Source organism: Amycolatopsis sp. TRM77291, assembly GCF_054166285.1.
In genome coordinates this window covers 6,940,216-6,961,427 of record NZ_JBSZHF010000001.1, presented here as the reverse complement: position 1 = coordinate 6,961,427, position 21,212 = coordinate 6,940,216, and the positions used below count along the sequence as shown (strand labels likewise).

21 protein-coding genes are annotated in these 21,212 nt (G+C 69.0%); 12 read left to right on the top strand and 9 right to left on the bottom strand.

Going from position 1 to position 21,212, the window contains the following annotated elements; all coding sequences use genetic code 11:
• Positions 1 to 9 precede the first annotated feature (9 nt).
• The gene (locus ACXIZN_RS32405; protein WP_192747485.1) at positions 10 to 744 is read left to right on the top strand and encodes a lysophospholipid acyltransferase family protein; all 735 of its coding nucleotides are present in this window, start codon (positions 10 to 12) and stop codon (positions 742 to 744) included.
• Positions 745 to 1,000: 256 nt separating this feature from the next.
• On the opposite strand, the gene ACXIZN_RS32400 is transcribed toward ACXIZN_RS32405, so the two are convergent.
• Complete coding sequence (locus ACXIZN_RS32400; protein WP_457960655.1) at positions 1,001 to 1,801, bottom strand: HAD family hydrolase; 801 nt, start codon at positions 1,799 to 1,801, stop codon at positions 1,001 to 1,003.
• Between the two features lie 82 nt (positions 1,802 to 1,883).
• Here ACXIZN_RS32400 and ACXIZN_RS32395 point away from each other — a divergent pair, with 82 nt between their 5' ends.
• Positions 1,884 to 2,777 (top strand): LLM class flavin-dependent oxidoreductase, encoded by an 894-nt coding sequence (locus ACXIZN_RS32395; protein WP_457958833.1) that lies wholly within the window; start codon positions 1,884 to 1,886, stop codon positions 2,775 to 2,777.
• 347 nt (positions 2,778 to 3,124) lie between these two features.
• Here the strand turns inward: ACXIZN_RS32395 and ACXIZN_RS32390 are convergent, their stop codons facing one another.
• Complete coding sequence (locus ACXIZN_RS32390; RefSeq protein WP_457958832.1) at positions 3,125 to 5,134, bottom strand: DUF6541 family protein; 2,010 nt, start codon at positions 5,132 to 5,134, stop codon at positions 3,125 to 3,127.
• 81 nt (positions 5,135 to 5,215) lie between these two features.
• Between ACXIZN_RS32390 and glf the strand changes: the two genes are divergently transcribed.
• The 5 genes from glf (at position 5,216) to ACXIZN_RS32365 (ending at position 9,905) form a co-directional block, all read left to right on the top strand.
• Complete coding sequence (gene glf / locus ACXIZN_RS32385) at positions 5,216 to 6,442, top strand: UDP-galactopyranose mutase (protein ID WP_192747488.1); 1,227 nt, start codon at positions 5,216 to 5,218, stop codon at positions 6,440 to 6,442.
• Positions 6,435 to 6,950: a phosphatase PAP2 family protein gene (locus tag ACXIZN_RS32380; RefSeq protein WP_037333445.1), complete on the top strand. Its 516-nt coding sequence runs from the start codon at positions 6,435 to 6,437 to the stop codon at positions 6,948 to 6,950. Before glf ends, ACXIZN_RS32380 begins: the two co-directional genes overlap by 8 nt.
• Positions 6,947 to 7,906, top strand: a complete 960-nt coding sequence (locus ACXIZN_RS32375; protein ID WP_063277319.1) for a decaprenyl-phosphate phosphoribosyltransferase — start codon at positions 6,947 to 6,949, stop codon at positions 7,904 to 7,906. Before ACXIZN_RS32380 ends, ACXIZN_RS32375 begins: the two co-directional genes overlap by 4 nt.
• A gap of 98 nt (positions 7,907 to 8,004) precedes the next feature.
• Positions 8,005 to 8,361, top strand: coding sequence for a hypothetical protein (locus tag ACXIZN_RS32370; RefSeq protein WP_457958831.1), 357 nt, complete (start codon positions 8,005 to 8,007; stop codon positions 8,359 to 8,361).
• A gap of 38 nt (positions 8,362 to 8,399) precedes the next feature.
• Positions 8,400 to 9,905 carry a hypothetical protein gene (locus ACXIZN_RS32365; RefSeq protein ID WP_457958830.1) on the top strand — a complete coding sequence of 502 codons (1,506 nt, stop codon included), beginning with the start codon at positions 8,400 to 8,402 and terminating at the stop codon, positions 9,903 to 9,905.
• 76 nt (positions 9,906 to 9,981) lie between these two features.
• Here ACXIZN_RS32365 and ACXIZN_RS32360 read toward each other — a convergent pair whose 3' ends face one another.
• The 6 genes from ACXIZN_RS32360 to ACXIZN_RS32335 form a co-directional block, all read right to left on the bottom strand.
• On the bottom strand, positions 9,982 to 10,575 hold the full coding sequence (locus tag ACXIZN_RS32360) for a hypothetical protein (RefSeq protein WP_457958829.1): 594 nt from the start codon (positions 10,573 to 10,575) through the stop codon (positions 9,982 to 9,984).
• Positions 10,575 to 11,261: a hypothetical protein gene (locus ACXIZN_RS32355; RefSeq protein WP_457958828.1), complete on the bottom strand. Its 687-nt coding sequence runs from the start codon at positions 11,259 to 11,261 to the stop codon at positions 10,575 to 10,577. The genes ACXIZN_RS32360 and ACXIZN_RS32355 overlap by 1 nt, the downstream gene beginning before the upstream one ends.
• On the bottom strand, positions 11,258 to 12,748 hold the full coding sequence (locus ACXIZN_RS32350; RefSeq protein WP_457958827.1) for a WXG100 family type VII secretion target: 1,491 nt from the start codon (positions 12,746 to 12,748) through the stop codon (positions 11,258 to 11,260). The genes ACXIZN_RS32355 and ACXIZN_RS32350 overlap by 4 nt, the downstream gene beginning before the upstream one ends.
• Positions 12,745 to 13,230 (bottom strand): YbaB/EbfC family nucleoid-associated protein, encoded by a 486-nt coding sequence (locus ACXIZN_RS32345; protein WP_257483709.1) that lies wholly within the window; start codon positions 13,228 to 13,230, stop codon positions 12,745 to 12,747. The genes ACXIZN_RS32350 and ACXIZN_RS32345 overlap by 4 nt, the downstream gene beginning before the upstream one ends.
• 71 nt (positions 13,231 to 13,301) lie before the next feature.
• Entirely contained in the window at positions 13,302 to 14,057 is a 756-nt protein-coding gene (locus ACXIZN_RS32340) for a decaprenylphospho-beta-D-erythro-pentofuranosid-2-ulose 2-reductase (RefSeq protein ID WP_457958826.1), read from the bottom strand.
• Complete coding sequence (locus ACXIZN_RS32335; RefSeq protein ID WP_457958825.1) at positions 14,054 to 15,424, bottom strand: FAD-binding protein; 1,371 nt, start codon at positions 15,422 to 15,424, stop codon at positions 14,054 to 14,056. Before ACXIZN_RS32335 ends, ACXIZN_RS32340 begins: the two co-directional genes overlap by 4 nt.
• 101 nt (positions 15,425 to 15,525) lie before the next feature.
• On the opposite strand from ACXIZN_RS32335, the gene ACXIZN_RS32330 reads away from it, so the two are divergent.
• From ACXIZN_RS32330 to ACXIZN_RS32320, 3 genes are all read left to right on the top strand, one after another.
• Positions 15,526 to 16,008: a GtrA family protein gene (locus ACXIZN_RS32330; protein WP_192747497.1), complete on the top strand. Its 483-nt coding sequence runs from the start codon at positions 15,526 to 15,528 to the stop codon at positions 16,006 to 16,008.
• A 6-nt stretch (positions 16,009 to 16,014) separates the two neighbouring features.
• On the top strand, positions 16,015 to 17,940 hold the full coding sequence (locus ACXIZN_RS32325; RefSeq protein WP_457958824.1) for a glycosyltransferase: 1,926 nt from the start codon (positions 16,015 to 16,017) through the stop codon (positions 17,938 to 17,940).
• A gap of 176 nt (positions 17,941 to 18,116) precedes the next feature.
• Entirely contained in the window at positions 18,117 to 19,130 is a 1,014-nt protein-coding gene (locus ACXIZN_RS32320) for an acyl-CoA dehydrogenase family protein (RefSeq protein WP_457958823.1), read from the top strand.
• A 332-nt stretch (positions 19,131 to 19,462) separates the two neighbouring features.
• Here ACXIZN_RS32320 and ACXIZN_RS32315 read toward each other — a convergent pair whose 3' ends face one another.
• Positions 19,463 to 19,705 (bottom strand): hypothetical protein, encoded by a 243-nt coding sequence (locus ACXIZN_RS32315; protein ID WP_126732425.1) that lies wholly within the window; start codon positions 19,703 to 19,705, stop codon positions 19,463 to 19,465.
• Between the two features lie 114 nt (positions 19,706 to 19,819).
• Between ACXIZN_RS32315 and ACXIZN_RS32310 the strand changes: the two genes are divergently transcribed.
• Positions 19,820 to 20,584, top strand: a complete 765-nt coding sequence (locus tag ACXIZN_RS32310) for an ESX secretion-associated protein EspG (protein WP_457958822.1) — start codon at positions 19,820 to 19,822, stop codon at positions 20,582 to 20,584.
• A 145-nt stretch (positions 20,585 to 20,729) separates the two neighbouring features.
• Positions 20,730 to 21,206 carry a hypothetical protein gene (locus tag ACXIZN_RS32305; RefSeq protein WP_457958821.1) on the top strand — a complete coding sequence of 159 codons (477 nt, stop codon included), beginning with the start codon at positions 20,730 to 20,732 and terminating at the stop codon, positions 21,204 to 21,206.
• Positions 21,207 to 21,212: the final 6 nt, after the last annotated feature.

Genomic DNA, 21,212 nt, shown 5'->3' with positions numbered 1-21,212 from the left:
CCTGAACGAATGGCTGAGCTCGTTTACCCGCCCGTCATCATGGCGGCGAAGTTGATGTTCCGGGTGCTGGACAACCGCATCCGGGTGGAGGGGACCGAGCACATCCCGTCGACGGGCGGGGCGGTCATCGCCTGCAACCACGTGAGCTACCTCGACTTCATCTTCTGCGGCCTCGGCGCGCAGCCGGCGAAGCGCCTGGTCAGGTTCATGGCGAAGAAGGAGATCTTCTCGAACCGCATCGCCGGACCACTCATGCGCGGCATGCACCACATCTCCGTCGATCGCGGCGCCGGTCTCGCGTCGTACCGCGAAGCCGTCGAGCGGCTGAAGGCCGGAGAGGTCGTCGGCGTGTTCCCCGAGGCGACGATCAGCCGGTCGTTCACCGTGAAGGACATCAAGTCCGGCGCGGTCCGGATGGCCGCCGAGGCGGGTGTCCCGGTCGTGCCGATGGCGCTGTGGGGCACGCAGCGGCTGTGGACCAAGGGCCGTCCGAAGGACCTCACCAAACGGCACGTCCCGATCTCGATCCTCGTCGGCGAGCCGATGCATCCGAAGGCCGACGAAGACGCCGAAATCCTCTCGAAGGACCTTCGCGTGCGGATGTCCGCGCTCGTGGACCGCGTCCAGGCCGGCTACCCGGAGAAGCCGTCGTCCGACGACGAGCGCTGGTGGCTGCCCGCGCACCTCGGCGGCACCGCGCCGACGCCGGAAGAAGCCGCGAAGCTCGACCGCGAAGGCCGCTAGCCCGCCGACGCCCGCTGCCGTGTCGCGAAAGCCACTTTCGCGACGCTAGGTGTCTCGAAAGTGGCTTTCGCNGGCTGCCCGCGCACCTCGGCGGCACCGCGCCGACGCCGGAAGAAGCCGCGAAGCTCGACCGCGAAGGCCGCTAGCCCGCCGACGCCCGCTGCCGTGTCGCGAAAGCCACTTTCGCGACGCTAGGTGTCTCGAAAGTGGCTTTCGCGACACGCGACAGTCCGACGGCCACCCGTACCGCGCCCCGCTAGAACCAGCGCTCCAGCACCTGCGCGACCCCGTCCTCGGAGTTCGGCGCGGTCACCTCGTCGGCGACGTCGAGGGCATAGCGGTGCCCGTTGGCCATCGCGACGCCGTGCCCCGCCCAGCCGAGCATCTCGACGTCGTTCGGCATGTCCCCGAACGCGATCACCCGCTCGGCGGGCACCCCCAGCCGCTCGGCGACCTCGGCCAGCCCGGTCGCCTTCGTGATGCCGTGCGCGGCGATCTCGATCAGGCCGGTGTTGGTCGAGTACGTGATGTCCACCGAGCCGTCGAGTACCTCACGCGCCGCCCGCGCCATCTCGTCGGAGCTCATCCCGCGCCTGCTGATCAGCAGTTTGATCGCCGGATGCCCGAGCACTTCGGCCCGCGGCGCCTCCGTGCCCTCGTGGTTGCCCCAGGGGTTGTGATAGTCCGGCTCGATCACGAAGTTGCGCATCCCCGGGTCGAGCGCGGAGCCGCCGACCCGCTCCGCGGCGAACCGGCAGCCGGGCAGAGCGTGATCAAGAGCACTCACCGTGTTGTGCAGCAGCTGGGGTTCGAGCAGCCCGTGGACCGCCACGATCCGGTCCGTCCCGATCTCGTACAGCACCGCGCCGTTCGCGCACACCGCGTACCCGGTCAGGCCGAGCGGGTTCGCGATCGGCGCGATCCAGCGCGGCGGACGGCCGCTGGCCAGCACGAACGGCACTCCGGCGTCGGCGACGCGCCGGACGACGTCGATCGTGCGTTCGGACAGGACCTCCAGCGGGCCGAGCAGCGTTCCGTCGACGTCGGAGGCGATCAAGAGGGGTTTTTCCACCCGCACATCATCCCCGAAGATCCGCCCATCGGGCGAAGTGTCGGTCTGGACCAGTACCTTCCCGGGTGTGCGCGTAGGCATCGTGATCCTTCCGGAAGATCGTTGGTGGGCGGCCGAGCCGAAATGGCGGGCCGCCGAGGAATACGGCTTCGACCACGCTTGGACGTACGACCACCTCGGCTGGCGGACCCTCGTCGACGGCCCGTGGTTCAGTGCGATGCCGACGTTGACGGCGGCCGCGATGGTGACGTCGCGGATCAGACTCGGCACCTTCGTCGCCTCGCCCGTCGCGCGGCATCCCGTGCCGTTCACCCGCGAGCTGACCACCCTCGACGACATCTCCGACGGCCGCTTCATCCTCGGCGTGGGCGCCGGCGTCACGAACACCAGCTACGACGCCGTCGTCCTCGACGGCCCCGAGCTGTCGGTCAAACAGCGCACGGACCGTTTCGCCGAGTTCGTCGAAGCGCTCGACGGGCTGCTGATGACCGACGGTTTCGACTTCGAGGGCGAGTACTACCGGGCCAAGGGCGCGCGGAACCAGCCGGGCTGCGTGCAGCGGCCGCGCTTGCCGTTCCTCGTGGCCGCGAACGGCCCGCGCACGATGACGCTCGCCGCGCGGTTCGGCGCGGGATGGGCCACCACGGGCGTCAAAGCGGACACCCAGGACGAGTGGTGGAAGGGCGTCGCGGAACTCGTGAAGACCTTCGACGAGCGGCTCGACGTCGTGGGCAGGGACAAGGCGAGCGTGCAGCGGTTCCTGAGCCTCGACTCGGCGCCGGTCTTCTCGCTCTCCAGCGCGGGCGCGTTCGCCGACGCCGCCGGGCGGGCCGGGGAGCTCGGCTTCACCGACATCGTCACCCACTGGCCGCGGTCCGGGGACTACTACGCCGGCCGGGAGTCGACCCTCGAAGAGGTCGCGAGCGACGTACTCCCGGTACTCCAGGGAAGAAGTTCTTAGGCCGATCGGGTGAAATCGGCGCGTCCGGTAAACCGGTTCCGCCCAATGGTCGTCTGACAGACGAGTACAGCGAGTGGGTGCGGCCGGTGACGGCTGCCCCTCATGGGTCACCCCGGGGGTGAATGGGGGACTGAGGCTCGCGTGGTCGCGGCAGGGGCAGTCCGCGGCCACGCGAGCCTTGCTCTTCGGCCGTAACTCGCGTGTCCAGGCGCGTAACTCGCGTGCTTGAAGGCGTAACTCGCGTGCTTGAAGGCGTAACTCGCGTGCTTGAAGGCGTAACTCGCGAGTTCCGGCGGGAGACACGCATGTTACGCCTTCAATCACGCGTCTTACGCCTCGGCGGGTGGTCAGCGCGTCAGCGTGTAGATCGAGGCGCCCGCGTTGGAGAAGTCCTTCCGCAGGAAGTCCAGCCCGTCCAGGTCCCGCAGGCCCGGCGCCGGCGGTTCGCCGATCTTGATCGGCGTGCTCCCGATCAGCACGTGCTTGACGTTCAGCCGCCGCACCGCGGCCCGCACCTCGGGGTCGGTGTCGTACTCCCGGAAATGCAGGGCCAGGTACTTGGCGTCCGGCGGCGGCACGCCAGGGTCGTAGTGCCCGGCGACCGGGTGGATGCCGGTGATCGCGTACAGCCAGGCCGTCCCGTCGAAGCGCTCGTTGAGCACCTTCTCGTCCGGCCCGATGTTCATCTTGGTCAGCTCGTTCATCGCGGCCAGTTCGTCGGCGCTGACCGGCGGCGTGACCTCGCCCTCGGGCCCGTTGTAGTACAGGAACGACACCGCGTGCGCGTTCGACTCCGTGTAGAAACCCTTGGTCAGCACGGCCGACGCGGCCACGACGAACACGGCGGTCGCCAGCCCCAGCCGGGCGGGCAGCGCGGGGCGGCTCTTCACCCAGGAGCGTCCGCTCGCCCACTTCGCGAACCAGCGCTGCAGCTCCGCCATCCCGTGCCCGGCCAGCAGGCACAGCGGGATCGCGGCGAGCGCCATCAGGCGGTACCGGTCGTTCCACCACGGCCGCGACAGCGAGATCACCCACGGTTCGGCACCGAACGAGGCGACCAGCACGAACAGCGCCGAGAAGCCGATCGCCGAGAGCCCCAGCCAGCGCATCCGGCCGAGCCGGAACAGGCTCAGCACGCCGATCACCAGCAGCACCGTCAGCCACACCTGCGGGGCGCTCAGCACCTGCCGGAACGTCACGAGCAGGCCCAGCGACTTCACCACCGGCAGGTCCGAGCCCCACGCGTAATAAGGGTATGAACCCGAAGTGAATTTCAGGGCGCCGAGGATATGCGGCGCCGCGAGCAGCCCGCTGCCCACCATCACCGGCACCATCTTGACGACGTCGCCGCCGATCACCCGCCAGCCGCCACGGCCTTCGGGCACCCCGTCGAGCGGCTTGTGCCGCAGCGCGCGGTACCAGCGCTGCACCACCAGCGGGAACGCGAACAGCAGCGCGCCGAACAGTGCCGACGAGTGCGCGGCCAGCAGGCCGACCGCGGTCAGCGCGAGCACATAGCCGGTGTCGAGGCCGGGCCGCGCGAGGAAGCGGGCCAGCGCGACGACGGCCAGCGGCGTCAGCACGATCCCCAGCGCGAACGGCAGGAGCCCGCTGGACACCGACTCGTACGCGCCGGTGGTGGCCGCGGCGGCCACCAGGGCCGTGCAGCCCGCGAACACCGCCCGCCCGCCGAGCTGGCGGATCAGGGCGACCATCGACAGCGCGAAGACGCCGGCGACCGGCATGGTGATGGCGTTCAGCGTGACCGGGATCGTCGTGCCCGAGATCGAGTACACGAGCGAGCCGACCAGGTGATACGCGTTCGGGTAGAACGAGCCGTCCGGGTACCAGTTGATGGTGCCCATACCGGTCAGCGAACCGTCGCCGGTCTCGGCGATGTAGCGGATGCCGTTCGCGTGGAAGACCGTGTCCCAGCGCTGGAACACCGCCGTCGTCCCGCCGCGGGCCGAGAGCACCACGAGGATCGAGATCCCCACGGCCAGCGCGACGCAGGCCGCGACGGCGTAGTGCGCCCTCGGGTGCCACTTCGCCGGCGGCTCCTCGGCGCCCGGCTTGATCCAGCCCCGGTTCCGGCCCAGCTTGCGGAGGCCGAAGCCCAGTCCGGCGAGCACGGCCGTGACGGCCGCCACGGTCAGCGGGTTGTACGACACACCCGCGAGTGCCAGCCACGGACCGGCCAGTCCGGTTACCGTGTAGGACAGCAGTGGGGCCAGGCCGGCCAGGGCCCAGCCGCGCAGGCCCGCGGCCCGGCCGACGAGCCCGCCGGGGACCGCCAGGACGGCCAGATAGGTGAGGGTCGCACCGAAGTACGACCAGAAGGTGTCCGGAGTAGGCACTGCTTCCTAAATGTGTCTGTCGAAGGTGAAAACCGATGCTCGCTGCAGGGCTCGGAGTCGACGTGCGTACCCTCGACGCCCGTGAGCGCGCACACGAACCCCGACAAGATTACTGAAGCCGATTACACCGGCTACGACCTCATCGTGGTCGGCTCCGGATTCTTCGGGCTGACCGTCGCCGAACGGGCCGCGGCCGAGCTCGGCAAGAAGGTCCTCGTGCTGGAGCGGCGGCACCACATCGGTGGTAATGCCTACTCCGAGGCCGAGCCGGAGACCGGGATCGAGGTGCACCGTTACGGTGCGCACCTGTTCCACACCTCCAACAAGCGTGTGTGGGAGTACGTCAACCGCTTCACCGAGTTCACGAACTACCAGCACCGCGTGTTCGGCAAGTACCAGGGTCAGGTGTACCCGCTGCCGATGAACCTGGCGCTGATCAACCAGTTCTTCGGCAAGTCCCACACGCCGGACGAGGCCCGTGAGCTGATCGCCAAGCAGGCGTCGGAGTTCGAGACCGCGAACGCGCAGAACCTCGAAGAGAAGGCGATCTCGCTGATCGGCCGCCCGCTCTACGAGGCGTTCATCCGCGGCTACACGGCCAAGCAGTGGGAGAACGACCCGAAGAACCTCGGCGCCGACATCATCACCCGGCTCCCGGTCCGCTACACCTTCGACAACCGGTACTTCAACGACACCTACGAGGGTCTGCCGGTCGACGGCTACACCGCGTGGCTCGAGAAGATGGCCGAGCACGAGAACATCGAGGTGCGGCTGAACGTCGACTACTTCGACGTCCGCGAGCACATCCCCGCCGGCACCCCGACCGTCTACACCGGGCCGCTGGACCGCTACTTCGACTACTCCGCGGGCCGGTTCACCTGGCGCACGGTGGACTTCGAGTCCGAGGTCGTCGAGACCGGCGACTTCCAGGGAGCCTCGGTCGTCAACTACAACGACGAAGAAGTGCCCTACACCCGGATCATCGAGTTCCGGCACTTCCACCCGGAGCGCAAGCACTACCCGAACGACAAGACGGTCGTGTTCCGCGAGTACTCCCGGTTCGCCGGCGAGGCCGACGAGCCGTACTACCCGATCAACACCCCGGAGAACCGCGAGAAGCTCGAGGCCTACCGCGAGCTGGCGAAGGCCGAGGCCAAGAACAAGAACGTGCTGTTCGGCGGCCGTCTCGGTACCTACAAGTACCTCGACATGCACATGGCCATCGGCTCGGCGCTGTCCGTGTTCGACAACAAGATCGCGCCGCACCTGACCGATGGCGCGCCTCTCGACGGGTCCCTCGATGCTTGAGAAGGGCGCTCCCACCGGTGAGGTGGCTGTTCTCGCGAAGGCACAGGGCGTCCTGAAGAGCGACGTCACGGTGAAGGCGGCCCGGGGTCTTTCGCACTTCGGCGAGCACAGCGCGGGATGGTTCGCGCTGGGTCTCGTCGGGGCGGCGGTCGACAAGAAGCGCCGCAAGGACTGGCTGGTCGCGGCGGCCGGGGTCGTCGGCGCGCACGCGGCGTCGATCGCGGTGAAACGCGTGGTCAGGCGGCCGCGACCGGACCACCCGAGCGTCGAGGTCCTGGTCTCCACGCCGAGCAAGCTGAGCTTCCCGTCCTCGCACGCGACATCGACTACGGCGGCGGCGGTGCTCTACTCCGGATTGACCGGGCGTAACCTGGTCCCGGCCCTGGTACCGCCGATGCTGGCCTCCCGGCTCGTGCTCGGCGTCCACTACCCGACCGACGTTCTGGCCGGAGCGGCCCTAGGGGGCGTAGTCGGCGGCCTGATACGTAGGAAGCTGAAGCGACGATGAGTGAAACGACCGAGAAGGCCGATTCCAAGCCTGACGACGTAGAACCCGTGGCCGAGGCCGCCGAACCGAAGAAGGTCGCCGGCGGTCTCGTCGGCGGCATCATCAAGACGGCACGCCCGCGCCAATGGGTGAAGAACGTGCTGGTGTTCGCCGCACCGTTCTTCGCCTTTTCGAAGTCGACGGACCGGACCGGCCTGCTGATCGCCGCGCTGATCGCCTTCGCGGCGTTCTCGCTGGTGGCCTCCTCGGTCTATCTCATCAACGACGCGATCGACGTCGAGGCCGACCGGGCGCATCCGACCAAGCGGAACCGGCCCATCGCGGCCGGGATCGTGCCGGTGCCGGTGGCGTTCGTCGCGGCCGCCGTGTTCTTCGCGGCCGGCCTCGGCATCTCGTTCTTCGCCAGCTGGCAGCTCGCGGTCGTGCTGGCGGTCTACGAGGCCGTCCAGCTCGGCTACTGCTTCGGGCTCAAGCACCAGCCGGTGGTCGATCTGGCCATCGTCGGCTCGGGCTTCCTGATGCGGTCGATCGCCGGTGGTGTCGCCGCGGGTATCGCGCTTTCGCAGTGGTTCCTGCTGGTCACCGCGTTCGGCTCGCTGTTCATGGTGGCGGGCAAGCGCTACGCCGAGATCATGCTCTTCGAGCGCACGGGGGCGAAGATCCGGTCTTCGCTCAAGAAGTACTCGGCGAGCTACCTGCGGTTCGTCTGGGCGACGTCCGCGGCGATCCTGATCATGTCGTACTGCCTGTGGGCGTTCGAGATCCGCCAGGTCGAGCACGATTCGGTCTGGGCGGTCGTCTCGATGGTCCCGTTCGTGGTGGCCGTCCTGCGCTACGCCGTCGACGTCGACGGCGGCAACGCGGGCGAGCCGGAGGAGATCGCGCTCAAGGACCGCGTGCTCCAGGTGCTCGGCGCGAGCTGGGTCATCACGCTGTTCCTGTCGTTCTATCTCTGATCGACAGCTCGGACACAGCGCATCCACAGGATGCGCACGCATCCTCGGTGATGGGGGCGGGCACGCAGCCCGCCCCCATCTACTTTGAGGAGCGAAAGATGACCGACCCGCAGCGGCCGTCCGAAGACGAGGCCAAGACGGTCGAGCAGCCCGCCGTGGCGGACGAGACCCCGAAGAAGCCCGCCGCGCCCCCGCCGGTGCAGCAGGTCCCGCCGAAGAAGGGCGGATTCCGCCGGTTCGCCGGGCACCGCGCGACGCAGCTGGTCGCGGTCGGCGCCCTCGGTTTCGTCCTCGGCGGCGGCATCATCGGCACCGCCGTCGGCCTGGCCTCCCGCGACGGCGACCGGCCCGGTTTCTCCCGCGAACACCGTGGTCACGGCGGTCCCGGCATGCACCGTGACTTCCGTGACGGCCCGGGCGACCGCGGCTGGCGTGACGAGTCCCACGGCAGGTAGATAACGGAATCATCACGCCGCCGTGTACGGTGTTCGTGATGCGAAGCGCCTCCGCCGATCTGCCCCAGGCTCCCGGTGCGCTGCCGGGAGCCGCCGTCCTTACCCGCCCCTGGGTGCTCCCGGCCGGGGCGGCGGTCGCCTCGGCCCTGGTGTTCGTGCTGGTCAGCGGGCATTTGATCGACGACACGTACATCACGCTCTCGTACGCGAAGAACCTCGCCTTCCACGGCCATTGGGGCCTGATCGAAGAGGGCACCGCCAACACCGCGACGTCGCCGCTGAACGTCCTCGTGCTGGCGCTCGTCACCTTCATCGTGCGGGACGCCGTCTTCGCCGCGGGGATCGTCTTCGTCGCGAGCCAGGTGGCGCTCGTCCTCGGCCTGCGCCGCATCGGCGCCGCGACCAGGCTCCCCGGCTGGTTCGCCCCGCTGGCGCTGGGCATGCTGCTGGTGAATCCGCTGCTGCTGTCGTCGGTCGGGCTCGAGGTCGCCCTCGGCGCGACCGCCGTCGTCTGGTCGATGGTGCTGCTGCACGAACGCCGTCCCGCCGCCGCGGGCGCGGTGATCGGCCTGATCGCGCTGATCCGGATCGATCTGCTGCTGATCGCGTTCGTCCTGTTCCTCGGGCGCCGCGAATTCTGGGCGGGTATCTGGCGGATGGCGTTCGCCGCGCTCGCGGTGACGCTGCCGTGGTACCTGTTCAGCTGGCTGGTGCTGGGTTCGGCGGTGCCGGACACCCTGGTCATCAAGATCATGCAGCGCTCGTGGGGGCCGTTCAGTTTCACCAACGGCCCGCTGCTGTACCTGCACAACTTCCCGGTGGCGGCGACGCTTTCCTTCCTGCCGCTCGTGATCGGCGGCGTCGCCGGTCTACTGTGGACATTCCACTTCCGGCGCGGTTCGGAGCGGGCGAAGCGGTTGCTGCCGTTCGCCACGCTCGCCATCGCCGGCGCGGCGCACTATCTGGCCTACTGCTGGCTGAACGTCCCGCCGTACCACTGGTATTACGCGCCGAGCATCGTCGGCGCGACGATCTTCCTCGCCGCCGGAGCCTGCGCGGTGCCCGGCCGGGCCCGGCTCGGCGCGGGGATCCTCGCGGGCGCCTTCCTCCTCGTGGGCGCCGTCGCCTACGCGGCTCCCGAACTGCCGCGCCGGTTCGCGCCCATCACCAGCAACCACGCCGCGTCCGACGAATACCGCGCGATCGGCGCGCAACTGGGCGAACTGACCAAGGGGCGCAAGGTGGAGAGCGCGGGCGAGGTCGGCGCGCTCGCCTATTCCTGCGATTGCGACATCGTCGACCAGTTCTCCGACCGCGGCTCCGTCGACCCGGCGATCGTCGAGACGAAGAACCGCAGCAGCGATCTGGGCAAGGCGTTGCTGGCGGCGAATTTCCGGTTCTTCGACCACAGCGTCCCGCCCGCGACCCCGGATCTCGTGCTGGCCACCACCCGGAAGGCGCCGCCGCCGAACGCGCTGGCGACCTGGACGATCAGCTCACCCTGGATGGGCACCCAAAGCCTGTACCTCCTCCCGGCGCGCTGACCCTCCCGCATTTCGTCCTCTGGATGCGGTAGTTCGCGATGCCAACCACCGCATCCAGAGGACGAAATGCGGGAAGTCAGCGGCGGGAACGGGCGCGGTCGGCCATCGTGACGGCCAGCATGTCCCGCTGGCAGACCACGGACCCGTCGGCGAAGACGAACTGAAGCACCGGCCGCGGCGGGAAACTCCGCCCCAGGTAGAGCGCGGACACCGAACGCACCACTCCCGAGGGCATCTCCTCGAAGGTCCGGAACGGCTGGGCGGGATCCTCGCCCTCCAGCATCCGCGCCGGGTACACGACGGCCAGCCGCCGATCGGACAGCGTCAGCCGCGCCTCGCCCTTGCCGCCGGCGAGATGGTCCGCGAGCCGCGCGGCGATCTCATCGGCGGTCCGCGCGACGGCCCAGTAGGCGATCGTCGGGTCGTCGGTCCAGTCGCCTTCGAGCACGTCGGAAGCGGGCAGCGGCCAACGCGTTTTCCCCGTCACCGCAGGGGTTTCCCGCGACGGCTCGTACGGCAGCGTGAGCTTGCCGTCCAGCAGCAGACCGGTGTACCCGTGCGCGGGCGGGCAGCCGATGACCAGCCGTTCACCGGGCGCGAGCCAGAACTGGTGCAGCTCCCGTTCGACGATCTCGTCGACGGACTTCGCCATCGGAAGCGTGTTCTCCATCAGCTCACCGTCACCGAGTGCAGCCAGGCGAACTGCCGGGGATCGTCGCAGTCGAAAAGGAAATCCATTCCCGAACCGTCCACAAAGGACGCCCGAAGACACGGGCGCCGGTTTTTGCCGTGGTCGGCGACCGCGAAACCGGCGATCGCCTCGCGCGGGATCTCCGCGCACGGCACCATCTCGTGCCGCGCGATCGGGACGCCCTCGGCGTTCTCGCCGTAGGTCTTCGTGGTCATGATCGAGGCGATGTCCTTGCCGAACCCGATCGCCTTCGACATGAACGACTTCTTCGATGGCTCTTCCGGAGCGACGAATTTCTCCAGCACCACCAGCCGCGCGCCGGTCAGCGCCCAAAGCCGAGAAAGCGAGCCGCTGGTGGGCAGTTCCCGTACCGCCGCGTGCGCGAGGCCGCCCTGTTCGCCGAGCACGACCACCTGCGGCGACGGCGGATTCGACCGGCCGCTGTCGTCGCCCCCGCCCAGCGCCGCGCCGACCACGTCGCCCGCGAAGTTCGCCGCGCCGGAGCCGATCTTGCCCAGCACGCTCTTCTTCGGCACGCCCCACGGGTCGAGGCCGCGCACGTCGTAGTTCAGCGTCCGGCCGTACGCGGCCCACAGCAACCGTTCGCCCGGGTGCAGCGAAGGCAGGGCCTGCGACGCGGCCCCGAGCGGGTAGCCGAGATTCATTCTTCGATCGTGAACCCTCTGTCGGTCGCCGCGCGGCGCTCTTCCTCGGACGACGAGTCCCGCGACTCGTGGTAGCCCGCCTTGACGCCCTGCTCGACGCCCAGTTCGGCCAGATTACCGGCACTGCCGCGGAAGGCGGCCTTGCCGACGCTGGTCGTGCCGGTCATGCCCATCGCGCGCAGCCCGGCCTCGGTGAGGTTCGTGGTGAGCGCGTCCGAGCCCTCGCCGCCGACGCCGTACCGGTCCGCGAACCTGTTGGCCGTCTTGGAGGCCTCGGTCGCCGGGTTGGCCTTCGTGACGATCTTGGCGATGGGGTTCTTGTCGATCTGGTCGGCGATCCGCTTCTGCACCCAGTTGCCGTCGCGCAGCCCTTCGGTGCGCTCGACGACCTTCTTCAGCGGCCCGTTGCGGAGCGCCTTCAGGATGTCTTCGAGCTTGTCGATCAACGGCTTGAGCTTGCCGAGCAGCTGCTTGACCTTCATCCCGAGCCGCCCGCCGGTCACCGCGACCTGGCCCGCGGTGGCCGCGCCCGCCGCGCCGACCGAGGCGCCCGCCGTGATCCACGAGGCGGCCAGCGCGGCCAGCCACTCGATGATCAGGCCCATCACCAGTTCCTGGATGATGTCGATGACGATCTCGACGAAGGCGTCGAACAGGTCGGCCGCGATCTCCAGGATCTGCTGCAGCCCGCGGACGTCGTTCGCGAACGCCTTGGCACCACCCGAGAACTCGGTCATCTGGCCGCGGAACGCGTCGCCCGCCTGGCCTTTCCACGCCTCCTTGGTGCCTTCGGCGCGCTTCTGCTCGTGTTCGGCGACGCCGTCGAGCCACTTCGCCGTCTGCTCCCAGCCCTTGGCGGTGCTGCGCATCTGCTCGGGGTCACCGATCGCGGGCTCCAATACCAGCTCGACCAGCGGGCTGATCACGATCCCGATCAGGAACCCCAGCCCGTTGTCCACAAAGGACTGCCCGGGGCTGGTCACGAGCTGGAGCTGTTCCATCCGCGCGTGCACCGCCGCGATCGCGACGTCCGGCGGGCTGCTCGCCCTGGCGACCTCCGAGGAGGTGCTGATCCACGAGCTGCCGTAGCCGCCGTTCTGCTCCCAGAACCCTTTGCGGCCGGAGTCACCGGCGCTGTTGAGGTCGCTGAGGCTGCCGGGGCCGCTGCCGCCGTCGTCCAGCCCCGCGCCGAGGCCGGTGATGACCTCGGCGGTGCCCTGGTTGTGGTCGAGGTAGGTCTTCGCCGCGGTGGTGGTCTTGTCGGCGATCTGGTCCATGAAGGACTTCGCCTGCTCGGCGAGGCCCTGGCATTCCTGCAGCCCCTCGAAGTACTTGAAGGCCATCAGTTCGCCGAGCGGGCCGAAGCAGTCGTCCGAGACCCTGGCCTGCTCCAGCAGGCTCGCGAGGCTGCCGAAGTTCCCCGAGGCCTCTTTGGACCCCGTCGCGTGCGCGGTGAGCGCTTCCGTCTGTACGCCGAAGCCGGTCAAAACGAGTCCCTCCGCAGGATCGGGCCGCCGAAGTCGTCATCGTCCGCGGGAGCGGGGCGCGCCGGGCGCTGGGTGCGGACGGGCTGCTGCGCGGCCGGCCCGGCGAGGGATTCCGCGGGCGGGGGAGCGCTCGGCCCGAGCGGTTCGACGTGGGCGTTGAACGCCTCTTTGAACTGGTCCGCGCGGTCGCCGAGGATCGGCTGGACGGTCTGCTGCATCGCGGCCGCGGCCTGCTGGGTCGCTTCCCTGACCGCGGTGAGGATCTCCTGCTGCAGCGCGGTGTGCGTGCGGTTCATCGCCTTGGGGGACAGCTGGAGTCCCAGCAGGGCGCCGGACGGTGCGACGGTCACCGTCACCGAGCCGTCGGCGTTGCGCGCGGATCCGCGCAGCCCGGCGATCTTGTCCTTCAGTTCCGCTGCTTTGGCGGCCTGCTCCTGAAACGACCGGATGGCCGCGTCGAGCCTGGCTTCCTGGTCAGCCATCGATTCCTCTCAACCCGGGGACGGAGGGCGTCCGTGCCCGGGTGAGACGAATGGCGTAACGCGCTCGTTCCCTAGATCGGCAGTTTCCGGAAGATCGGCCGGGGGATGTGCCGCAGGGCCGACATGACCAGGCGGAACGGCGCGGGCGACCACACCAGTTCCTTGCCGGCGCGCGAGGCGGCGACCGCGGTCTCGGCGACCTGCTCGGCGTCCACGGTCAGCGGGGCGTCCTTGAGGCCTTCGGTCATCTTGGTCCGGACCTGGCCGGAGCGGACGACGGTGATCTGCACGCCGAACTCGGCCAGCGCCTCGCCGAGGCCGAGGTAGAAGCCGTCGAAACCGGCCTTGGAGGAGCCGTAGACGAAGTTCGACCGGCGGACCCGCTCACCGGCGACCGACGACAGCGCGATGACCTTGCCGTGGCCCTGCTTCTTGAGCTTGTTCGACAGCGCGACACCGACCGATACGGCGGCCGAGTAGTTCACGGTCGCCGCCTCGACGGCCTTCGCGTGGTCCTGCCACAGCTCTTCCTGGTCGCCGAGCAGGCCGAACGCCACGACGGTGACGTCGATGTCACCACCCTCGAACGCCTTGTCCAGCACGGCGGGGTGCGACTCCATGTCCTTCGCGTCGAAGTCCACAGTGGACACTTCAGCGCCCTTGTCCTTCAGGCGCTGCGCGGCGGCGTCGAGCCGGGGCGACTGACGTCCCGCCAGCACGACCCGGAGGGGCTTCTCGGCCAGGTACTTCTCCGCGATCGCGAGCGCGATGTCGGAGGTGCCGCCGAGCAGCAGCAGGGACTGGGGGTTGCCCACAGCGTCGATCACAGTTCCAACCTTCGGGACATGTCAGAGGCGAATACGCCTTCGGGGTCAACGGAGGCGCGGACCTTGCGCCATTCTTCGAGCCGCGGGTACATCTTCGCGAAGTTCTCCGCGGAGGTGCGCGAGTCTTTCGCCGTGTACAGACGGCCGCCGAGCGCGAGGACGTCCTCGTCGAGTTCCTGGCAGAACCGGCTCAGCCCGTTTTTGATCGGGAAGTCGAGGCAGACCATCCAGCCGGGGTGCGGGAACGACAGCGGCGCCGCGTTGCCCTCGCCCATCTGCTTGAACACGTTGAGGAACGACACGTGCCCGGAGTCGGCGACCTTCTGGATGATCCGGCGCAGCGGCTCGTGCGCGTTCAGCGGCGTGCTGAACTGGTACTGCAGGAAACCCTTGGAGCCGTACGCGCGGTTCCACTCGCCGAACAGGTCGAGCGGGTGGTAGAAGGCGGTCAGGCTCTGGATCTGGTCGCGCGCGTTCTTCGCGGTCTTGCGGTAGTACAGCTCACCGATCGCGGTGAACGACAGCTTGTTCGCCAGCCCGTTCGGGAACACGTCCGGCAGGGTGGCCAGCGTGCCCGGGTTGAACTTGAGCGGGTCGGCCCGCAGCTTGGGCGGCAGTTCGTCCAGCTTCGCGAGCGAGCCGCGCTGGAAGGCGGCGCGGCCCAGCTTGGCGCCCCTGGAGATCGAGTCGAACCAGCCGGACGAGTACGTGTAGTTGGCCTCGGAGCCGTCGGTGACCAGCGCCAGGGTCTCGTCGAGGTTCGCCGTGCGCTGGATGTCGGCCTTGAAGTAGGCCGTCTCGGTCTTCGTCATCCGGATCTTGGCGCGGACGATGATGCCCGTCAGGCCGATGCCGGCCACGGTCGCCCAGAACAGCTCCGCGTCGGGGCCCTCCGGCGTGAGCGTGCGCACCTGGCCGTCGGCGGTGATCAGGTCCATCGACACCACGTGGTTGCCGAAGCTGCCCGCCGAGTGGTGGTTCTTGCCGTGGATGTCGTTGGCGATCGCGCCGCCGATGGTGACCTGGCGCGTACCCGGCAGCACCGGCACCCACAGGCCGTACGGGAGGCCCTCGCGCATCAGCTTGTCGAGGCTGACGCCGGCGTCGAGGTCGACGATGCCGGAATCCGGGTCGATCGAGTGGATGCGGTCGAGCGCGGTCATGTCGACGACCAGGCCGCCCGCGTTCTGCGCCGGGTCGCCGTAGGAGCGGCCGAGACCACGCGCGATGACCCCGCGTTCCCCGGCCCGCGTCACCGCGCGGGCGATGGCTTCCACGTCGGGGGTGCTCAGGACGTCCGCGATACTCGGCGACGTCCTTGCCCAGCCCATGAGCGACTGCCGCTGTGTCTTGGGTGCTTGGGTCACGCGGACCAGGGTAACCACGCCGAACAATGCCCGGAACGTGACCCTGAAGTGCTCGCTTCTACACTTTGCGCACCAGCCCCAGCAGTTTATGAGGTAGAGCAGTGGTGGCGACCGACCCGAAAGCCGGCGTGACGGCAGCAGCGCCGTCCTCTCCTGGGCTGCTCGGGCAGCTCATCCGCTTCGGCCTCATCGGCGGCTTCTGCGCCCTGGTCGATTTCGGTGTCTACCAGGGGCTTCGCGCCCTCGGAATGGACGCGACGCCGTGGGTGGACATCGCCCGCGCGCTCAGCTTCATCGTGGGCACCACGACCGCCTTCTTCCTGAACCGCAAGTTCACCTTCGCCGGTGGACGCCAGGAGGGCGCGCGTCAGATCGGTAGCTTCGTGCTCCTGTACGCGGTGACGTTCCTCGTCGCCGTCGGCGTCAACCGCACGATGCTGCACGTCCTGCCGGAGTCGGCCTGGAAGGCCACTTTCGGTTGGGTCGTTTCGCAGGCAACCGCGACCATGATCAATTTCGTCATGCTCAAGTGGGTCGTCTTCCGTGAGCCCCGCGCCATCGCCACCAGCAAAGAGGAGAACTGAGGATTCATGCCCGGTAAAGCCGCCGTCACCGGAGAGGCCCCGAGCGCCATGGTGAGCACTGTCGACGACACCCGCTTCGCGGAACGCACCCCGCAGGGCCGTCTCACCGCGCAGCGCGGGCTCTATGCCGGCCCGGCCCCCATCGTCAGCAAAGACCTCTACGCCGAGCTCCAGTGGGGTAGCGCCGTGCGCGAGCGTGCGGGCATCACCATCGAGCCGGCGTCGAAGGTGTCCGGCAACACCTATTTCGGCCGTTTCCCCGCCAGCTACTGGCAGCGCTGGACCGACGTGACCGAGGTCCAGGTCGAGGCCGTCGTCTCCGGTGACGGCCAGCTGTCCGTCGGTGCCTCCGACATCGAGGGCGACCCCCGCGTGGTCGCCGCCGAGATCGTCACGGGCGCGAAGCAGCAGAAGGTGACGCTCACCGCGAAGCTCGACAAGTTCTACGACGGCGGCGCGCTCTGGCTCGACCTCGAGACCGAGGGCGGCCAGTCGCTGAGCGTCGAGAAGGTCCGCTGGACGGTCGAAGCGCCGGAGAAGATCCGCCCGACCGCGGTGACCATCTGCACGATGAACCGCGCCGACGACTGCCTGTCGAACCTGCAGGCGCTCGCCGCCGACGTCTCCTCGCTGGAGACGCTCGACGCGATCTACGTCGCGGACCAGGGCACCGACCTCGTCGAGTCGCGTGACGGCTTCGAGCAGGTCGCGAAGGACCTCGGCGAGAAGCTGCACTACATCAAGCAGCCGAACCTCGGCGGCGCCGGCGGGTTCACCCGCGGTCTCTACGAGGTCGCCGGGCACACCGAGACCGAGCACGCGAACGTCCTGTTCATGGACGACGACGTGCTGCTGGAGCCGGATCTGGTGATCCGGATGACCGCGTTCTCCAACCGCACGGTCAACCCGGTCATCGTCGGCGGGCAGATGCTGAACCTGCTGCACCCGAACCAGCTGCACGTCGGCGCCGAATACGCCCGGCTGAACACGCTGGAGCCCGGCCAGCCGGTGACGCACTCGCTCTCGACCGCCGACCTGCTCGGCGTCGACGAGGAGACCCTCAAGCCGAACCGCCAGGAACGCCGCCTCGACGCCGGGTACAACGGCTGGTGGTCGTGCCTGATCCCGTACGAGGTCGTCAAGGCCACGGGCTACCCGCTGCCGTTCTTCTTCCAGTGGGACGACGCGGAGTACAGCTACCGCGCTCGGGGAGCCGGCTTCCCGACGGTCACCCTTCCGGGCGCCGGCGTCTGGCACGCCGACTTCCACTGGAAGGACTGGGACGAGTGGCACCGCTACTTCAACCTGCGGAACTCGATCATCACCGCCGCGCTGCACTCGCCGTTCAACCTGAACCTGCTCTCGCGCGTGCTCATCGCGCAGCTGGTGCGGTACCTGCTCGGCATGCAGTACGGCCTGTCCGCCACGCTGATCAAGGCCGTCGAGGACTTCCTCGAGGGGCCGGAGGTCCTGCGTGACGGCGGCGTCGCCGCGATGAAGGAGATCCGCCGGATCCGCGACGAGTACCCCGAGACCAAACGGCACAAGGCCACCGACGTCCCGGGTATCGCCTCGAACGACATCGGGATCATCAACAGCGCGCCGCGGCCCAGCATGCAGCGCCTGGTGCTGATCAAGCGCATCCTCGACCGGGTGCTCGGCCGCAGCCGCCACTCGCTCGGCGCGATCCCGATCGACGAGGCCCACTGGTGGCACGTCGCGACCTTCGACACCGCCGTCGTCACCGACGCTTCGCAGGAAGGCGTGCGGGTCCGCTCGTACGACCGCGCGAAGATGTTCGACCTGGCGCGCCGGGGCGCGAAGGTGATCCAGCGGCTCCGGAAGGAAGGCGCGGCGGTCCAGGAGCAGTACAAGCGCGCCATGCCCGAGCTGACCTCGCGGGACAACTGGAAGCGCCTCTACAAGCTGTAGGCACTGCCTGACGTGAGCTGAAAGGGCCCTTCACCGCATGCGACGCGGTGAAGGGCCCTTTCATCTCGGTCGCCGCGCCCACCGTCCCGAAAAGGGGAGCAAGGGACCTTTAGTACCGCTAGCTTTCCTAGCGGCGCTAGACCCACGCTGGCCCAAGTAAGGGTAGCCTTACCCGCATGACGGATCTGGTCGCCCGAGCCCACGCCCTCGCCGATGATCTCCTCTTCCCCGCAGCCACCGAAGTCGACCTCAAGGGCGAAATCCCTTCAAGTCACTTCGACGCTCTCGCGGCCGCAGGCCTCTACGGCCTGGCGGCGCCCACAGAAGCCGGCGGTCCGGGGGCCGGTCTGCCGGAGATCGTCCAGATCCTCGAGACACTGGCGGGCGGCTGCCTCACCACGACGTTCACCTGGCTCCAGCACCACGGCCTGGTCGCGGCCCTGACCGCCGCCGGCAACGCCGAACTCCGAGACCGTTACCTCCCGTCGCTGATCAGCGGGCAGCTCAAGGCCGGCGCCGCGTTCGCCGCGGTGATCCCGACCCCGCCCAAACTGCGGGCGGAACGCGTCGACGGCGGCTACCTCCTCGACGGCGAAGCGCCCTTCGTCAGCGGCTGGGGCATCATCGACGTGCTCCAGCTCAGTGCTCGCGACGGCGACACCGTCGTCGGCGCGATCATCGATCCGGTCGCGGGGGAGCAGCTGGAAGTCCAGCCGCTCGACCTCGTCGCGGCGCAGGGCACGTCCACCGTGCACCTCGGGTTCACCCGCTACTTCCTCCCCGACGACCGCGTCTACGCGAAGACCCCGCATGCGGACTTCGTCGCGGGCAACACCTTCGCCTCGCGCCTCAACGGCTGCGCGCCCCTCGGCCTTGCCGCCCGCGCCGCGCGGCTCATCGAAGACCTCGGGAAGGCCGACGTCGCCGCCGGGATCCGGGCCGAGATCGACGCCGTCCGCGGCAGGCTCGACGCGGCGCTCGCCGATCCGCCGTCGCTGCCCGCGGCCAGGGCGGCGGGCGCGGAGCTCGCGTTCCGGGCCGCGGGCGCGCTGGTCGCGGCCAACGGCAGCACGTCGGTACTCGTCGGACGACACCCCCAGCGGCTCGTCCGGGAAGCCACCTTCCTGCTGGTCGCCGCCAGCCGCCCGGAGATCAAGTCGGGCCTGCTGGAGCTCTTCTCCCGGGGCTAGGGCGCGTTTCATAAGCCAAGTTCGCGGTCTTCGTGCCCAGGCGGTCCCTGACGGCACGGGCGGATGCGGCCGAGTACGACCCGGTACGAGGCCGATCCGCCCGCACCGCCAGGAACCACCTGGATCACGAAGCCCANAGTCGGGCCTGCTGGAGCTCTTCTCCCGGGGCTAGGGCGCGTTTCATAAGCCAAGTTCGCGGTCTTCGTGCCCAGGCGGTCCCTGACGGCACGGGCGGATGCGGCCGAGTACGACCCGGTACGAGGCCGATCCGCCCGCACCGCCAGGAACCACCTGGATCACGAAGCCCATCGAACAGGCTTATGAAACACGCCCTAGTGAAGGCCGAACACCCTCGTCTTGCGGTTCAGGTCGTCGATGTAGGCGGCGGCGACGTGGGAGAAGTTGATCGCCACCTCGGAGTCGTCCCGCGTCCGGACCGTCTGCACCGCACCGGTGCGGACGAAATGCGAGAGATCCTTGGTCAGCCGTTCGGTTTCTTCCGCCGTGAGCGCGAAGAGCAGCGGCTCGCCGCCGGCGGCGAGATGGAGCACGAGCGCGGGTTTCTGGTCTGCCATGAATCCATGGCACCAGCCTTGATCACGGCCGGGCAAGCGGGTTCGCTGCGGGCGTATCGGGTGTGTGGACTACGTTCATCCCGACGGACAAGACACCCGCGGGGGGAAATGGCGATGCCGCATTCGTTCTCGTTGTCGCTGGCGGCGGTGGACATCCTGCTCGAACACGGCCGGTTCGGTTCGGCGCCCGTCCCGTTCGAGGTCCCGCACATCGGCACGACGACCGATCAGCGCGCGATGGTGCGCGAGGCCGTCTTCCGCGACCTCGAAGGCCGCGGCATGATGCGCGGCGGCAGGCTCGACGCCGACGTCGAACTCGCGCTCGCCACGTTCGTCAACCCGCAGCTCGCGGTCTGGACGGTCGCGCAGCTGGACAACGACAAGCAGCTGTTCGCGCGGGCGGCGACGAACGGGCAGTTCGCGGTCCTCGCGCGCCAGGACGAGAACCTGCTCGTGTTCGAGGAGACCAGGCCGACCGCGATCGTCGCGTCGATCGTCGACCTCCTGCCGCTCACCCCGTCGGGCCCCGGCCAGTCGGTCACCATCGCGAAGCCGGCGAGCGCGCCGAAGCGCCCCCGGAACGACGACGCGTACGACCCCTTCGCCCAGGTCAGCGGGCCCCGGTCCCACGGGTCGAACCCGCAGCAGCGGCAGGTGGAGCGGATCTTCGAGAAACCGATGAAGCGCGTGGGCCAGTTCAGCGTGTTCATCCGCGGCGGCCAGGCCTTCCCGCCCCTGGCGTGGTTCGACACCGAGGCGGGCCGGTTCATGATGACTTCGCGCCAGGCGGCCGACGGGCAAAGCTGGCTGACCTACGCGCCCGCCGACAACGCGAGGATCGCCCAGCAGCTGTATGCCCAGCTCGAAGGCCAGTTCTGAACCTTCGGGAACCGGCGTGACGCCCGTTTCGTCACAGTTCCGGTGAGATCTCCGGTGATCCGGGAATCACCGTTGCGCTGAGTGCCCGGCTAGTAGACTTCCGGGCGGAACGCACGGGCGAGCAGACGATGCAGTGGGGCGGGCGATGGCTTTCGAAGCGGACGGCGGACAGGCGGCACCGGACTTCTCGATCGGCTCCGCCATGGGGGCGGCGGCCAAGTACGTGGAGGCGGGCGGCCTGAACCAGGCCGCGATCGCCAAGGTGAGCGCCGAGACCCAGAAGCTGGTCTCGGCCGCCAAGAGCGGCGGCTTCAAGATCACCGCCGAAGGCGTCAAGCCGCTGCGTGAGGCACTCGCGAACATGTCGGAAGAGCTCAGTGCGCTCAAGGTCAAGACCATGGCGCTGAACGAAGCCCCGCAGCTGGGCGGTCACCCGTACGGCAAGGCGGTCGCCGCGCACGACCACAAGGGCGCCGCCCAGTCCGCCAACTCCGCGAGCGCGATCATCGGGCAGTTCGAGCAGGTGGTCAAGGACGCCGACGAGGCGCTGGCCAGGGCCGCCGGACTGTACAAGGACGTCGAAGACCGCGCGATCGACGCCACCAAGAAGATTCAGGCCTGAGGGACG

What these genes read in the sequence shown, in the direction of transcription:
- ACXIZN_RS32405 (WP_192747485.1), top strand. Translation starts at nt 10, where the DNA reads ATGGCTGAGCTCGTTTACCCGCCCGTCATCATGGCGGCGAAGTTGATG.
- ACXIZN_RS32380 (WP_037333445.1), top strand. Translation starts at nt 6,435, where the DNA reads ATGCTTGAGAAGGGCGCTCCCACCGGTGAGGTGGCTGTTCTCGCGAAG.
- ACXIZN_RS32375 (WP_063277319.1), top strand. Translation starts at nt 6,947, where the DNA reads ATGAGTGAAACGACCGAGAAGGCCGATTCCAAGCCTGACGACGTAGAA.
- ACXIZN_RS32370 (WP_457958831.1), top strand. Translation starts at nt 8,005, where the DNA reads ATGACCGACCCGCAGCGGCCGTCCGAAGACGAGGCCAAGACGGTCGAG.
- ACXIZN_RS32365 (WP_457958830.1), top strand. Translation starts at nt 8,400, where the DNA reads ATGCGAAGCGCCTCCGCCGATCTGCCCCAGGCTCCCGGTGCGCTGCCG.
- ACXIZN_RS32360 (WP_457958829.1), bottom strand. Translation starts at nt 10,575, where the DNA reads ATGGAGAACACGCTTCCGATGGCGAAGTCCGTCGACGAGATCGTCGAA.
- ACXIZN_RS32355 (WP_457958828.1), bottom strand. Translation starts at nt 11,261, where the DNA reads ATGAATCTCGGCTACCCGCTCGGGGCCGCGTCGCAGGCCCTGCCTTCG.
- ACXIZN_RS32345 (WP_257483709.1), bottom strand. Translation starts at nt 13,230, where the DNA reads ATGGCTGACCAGGAAGCCAGGCTCGACGCGGCCATCCGGTCGTTTCAG.
- ACXIZN_RS32325 (WP_457958824.1), top strand. Translation starts at nt 16,015, where the DNA reads ATGCCCGGTAAAGCCGCCGTCACCGGAGAGGCCCCGAGCGCCATGGTG.
- ACXIZN_RS32320 (WP_457958823.1), top strand. Translation starts at nt 18,117, where the DNA reads ATGACGGATCTGGTCGCCCGAGCCCACGCCCTCGCCGATGATCTCCTC.
- ACXIZN_RS32315 (WP_126732425.1), bottom strand. Translation starts at nt 19,705, where the DNA reads ATGGCAGACCAGAAACCCGCGCTCGTGCTCCATCTCGCCGCCGGCGGC.
- ACXIZN_RS32310 (WP_457958822.1), top strand. Translation starts at nt 19,820, where the DNA reads ATGCCGCATTCGTTCTCGTTGTCGCTGGCGGCGGTGGACATCCTGCTC.
- ACXIZN_RS32305 (WP_457958821.1), top strand. Translation starts at nt 20,730, where the DNA reads ATGGCTTTCGAAGCGGACGGCGGACAGGCGGCACCGGACTTCTCGATC.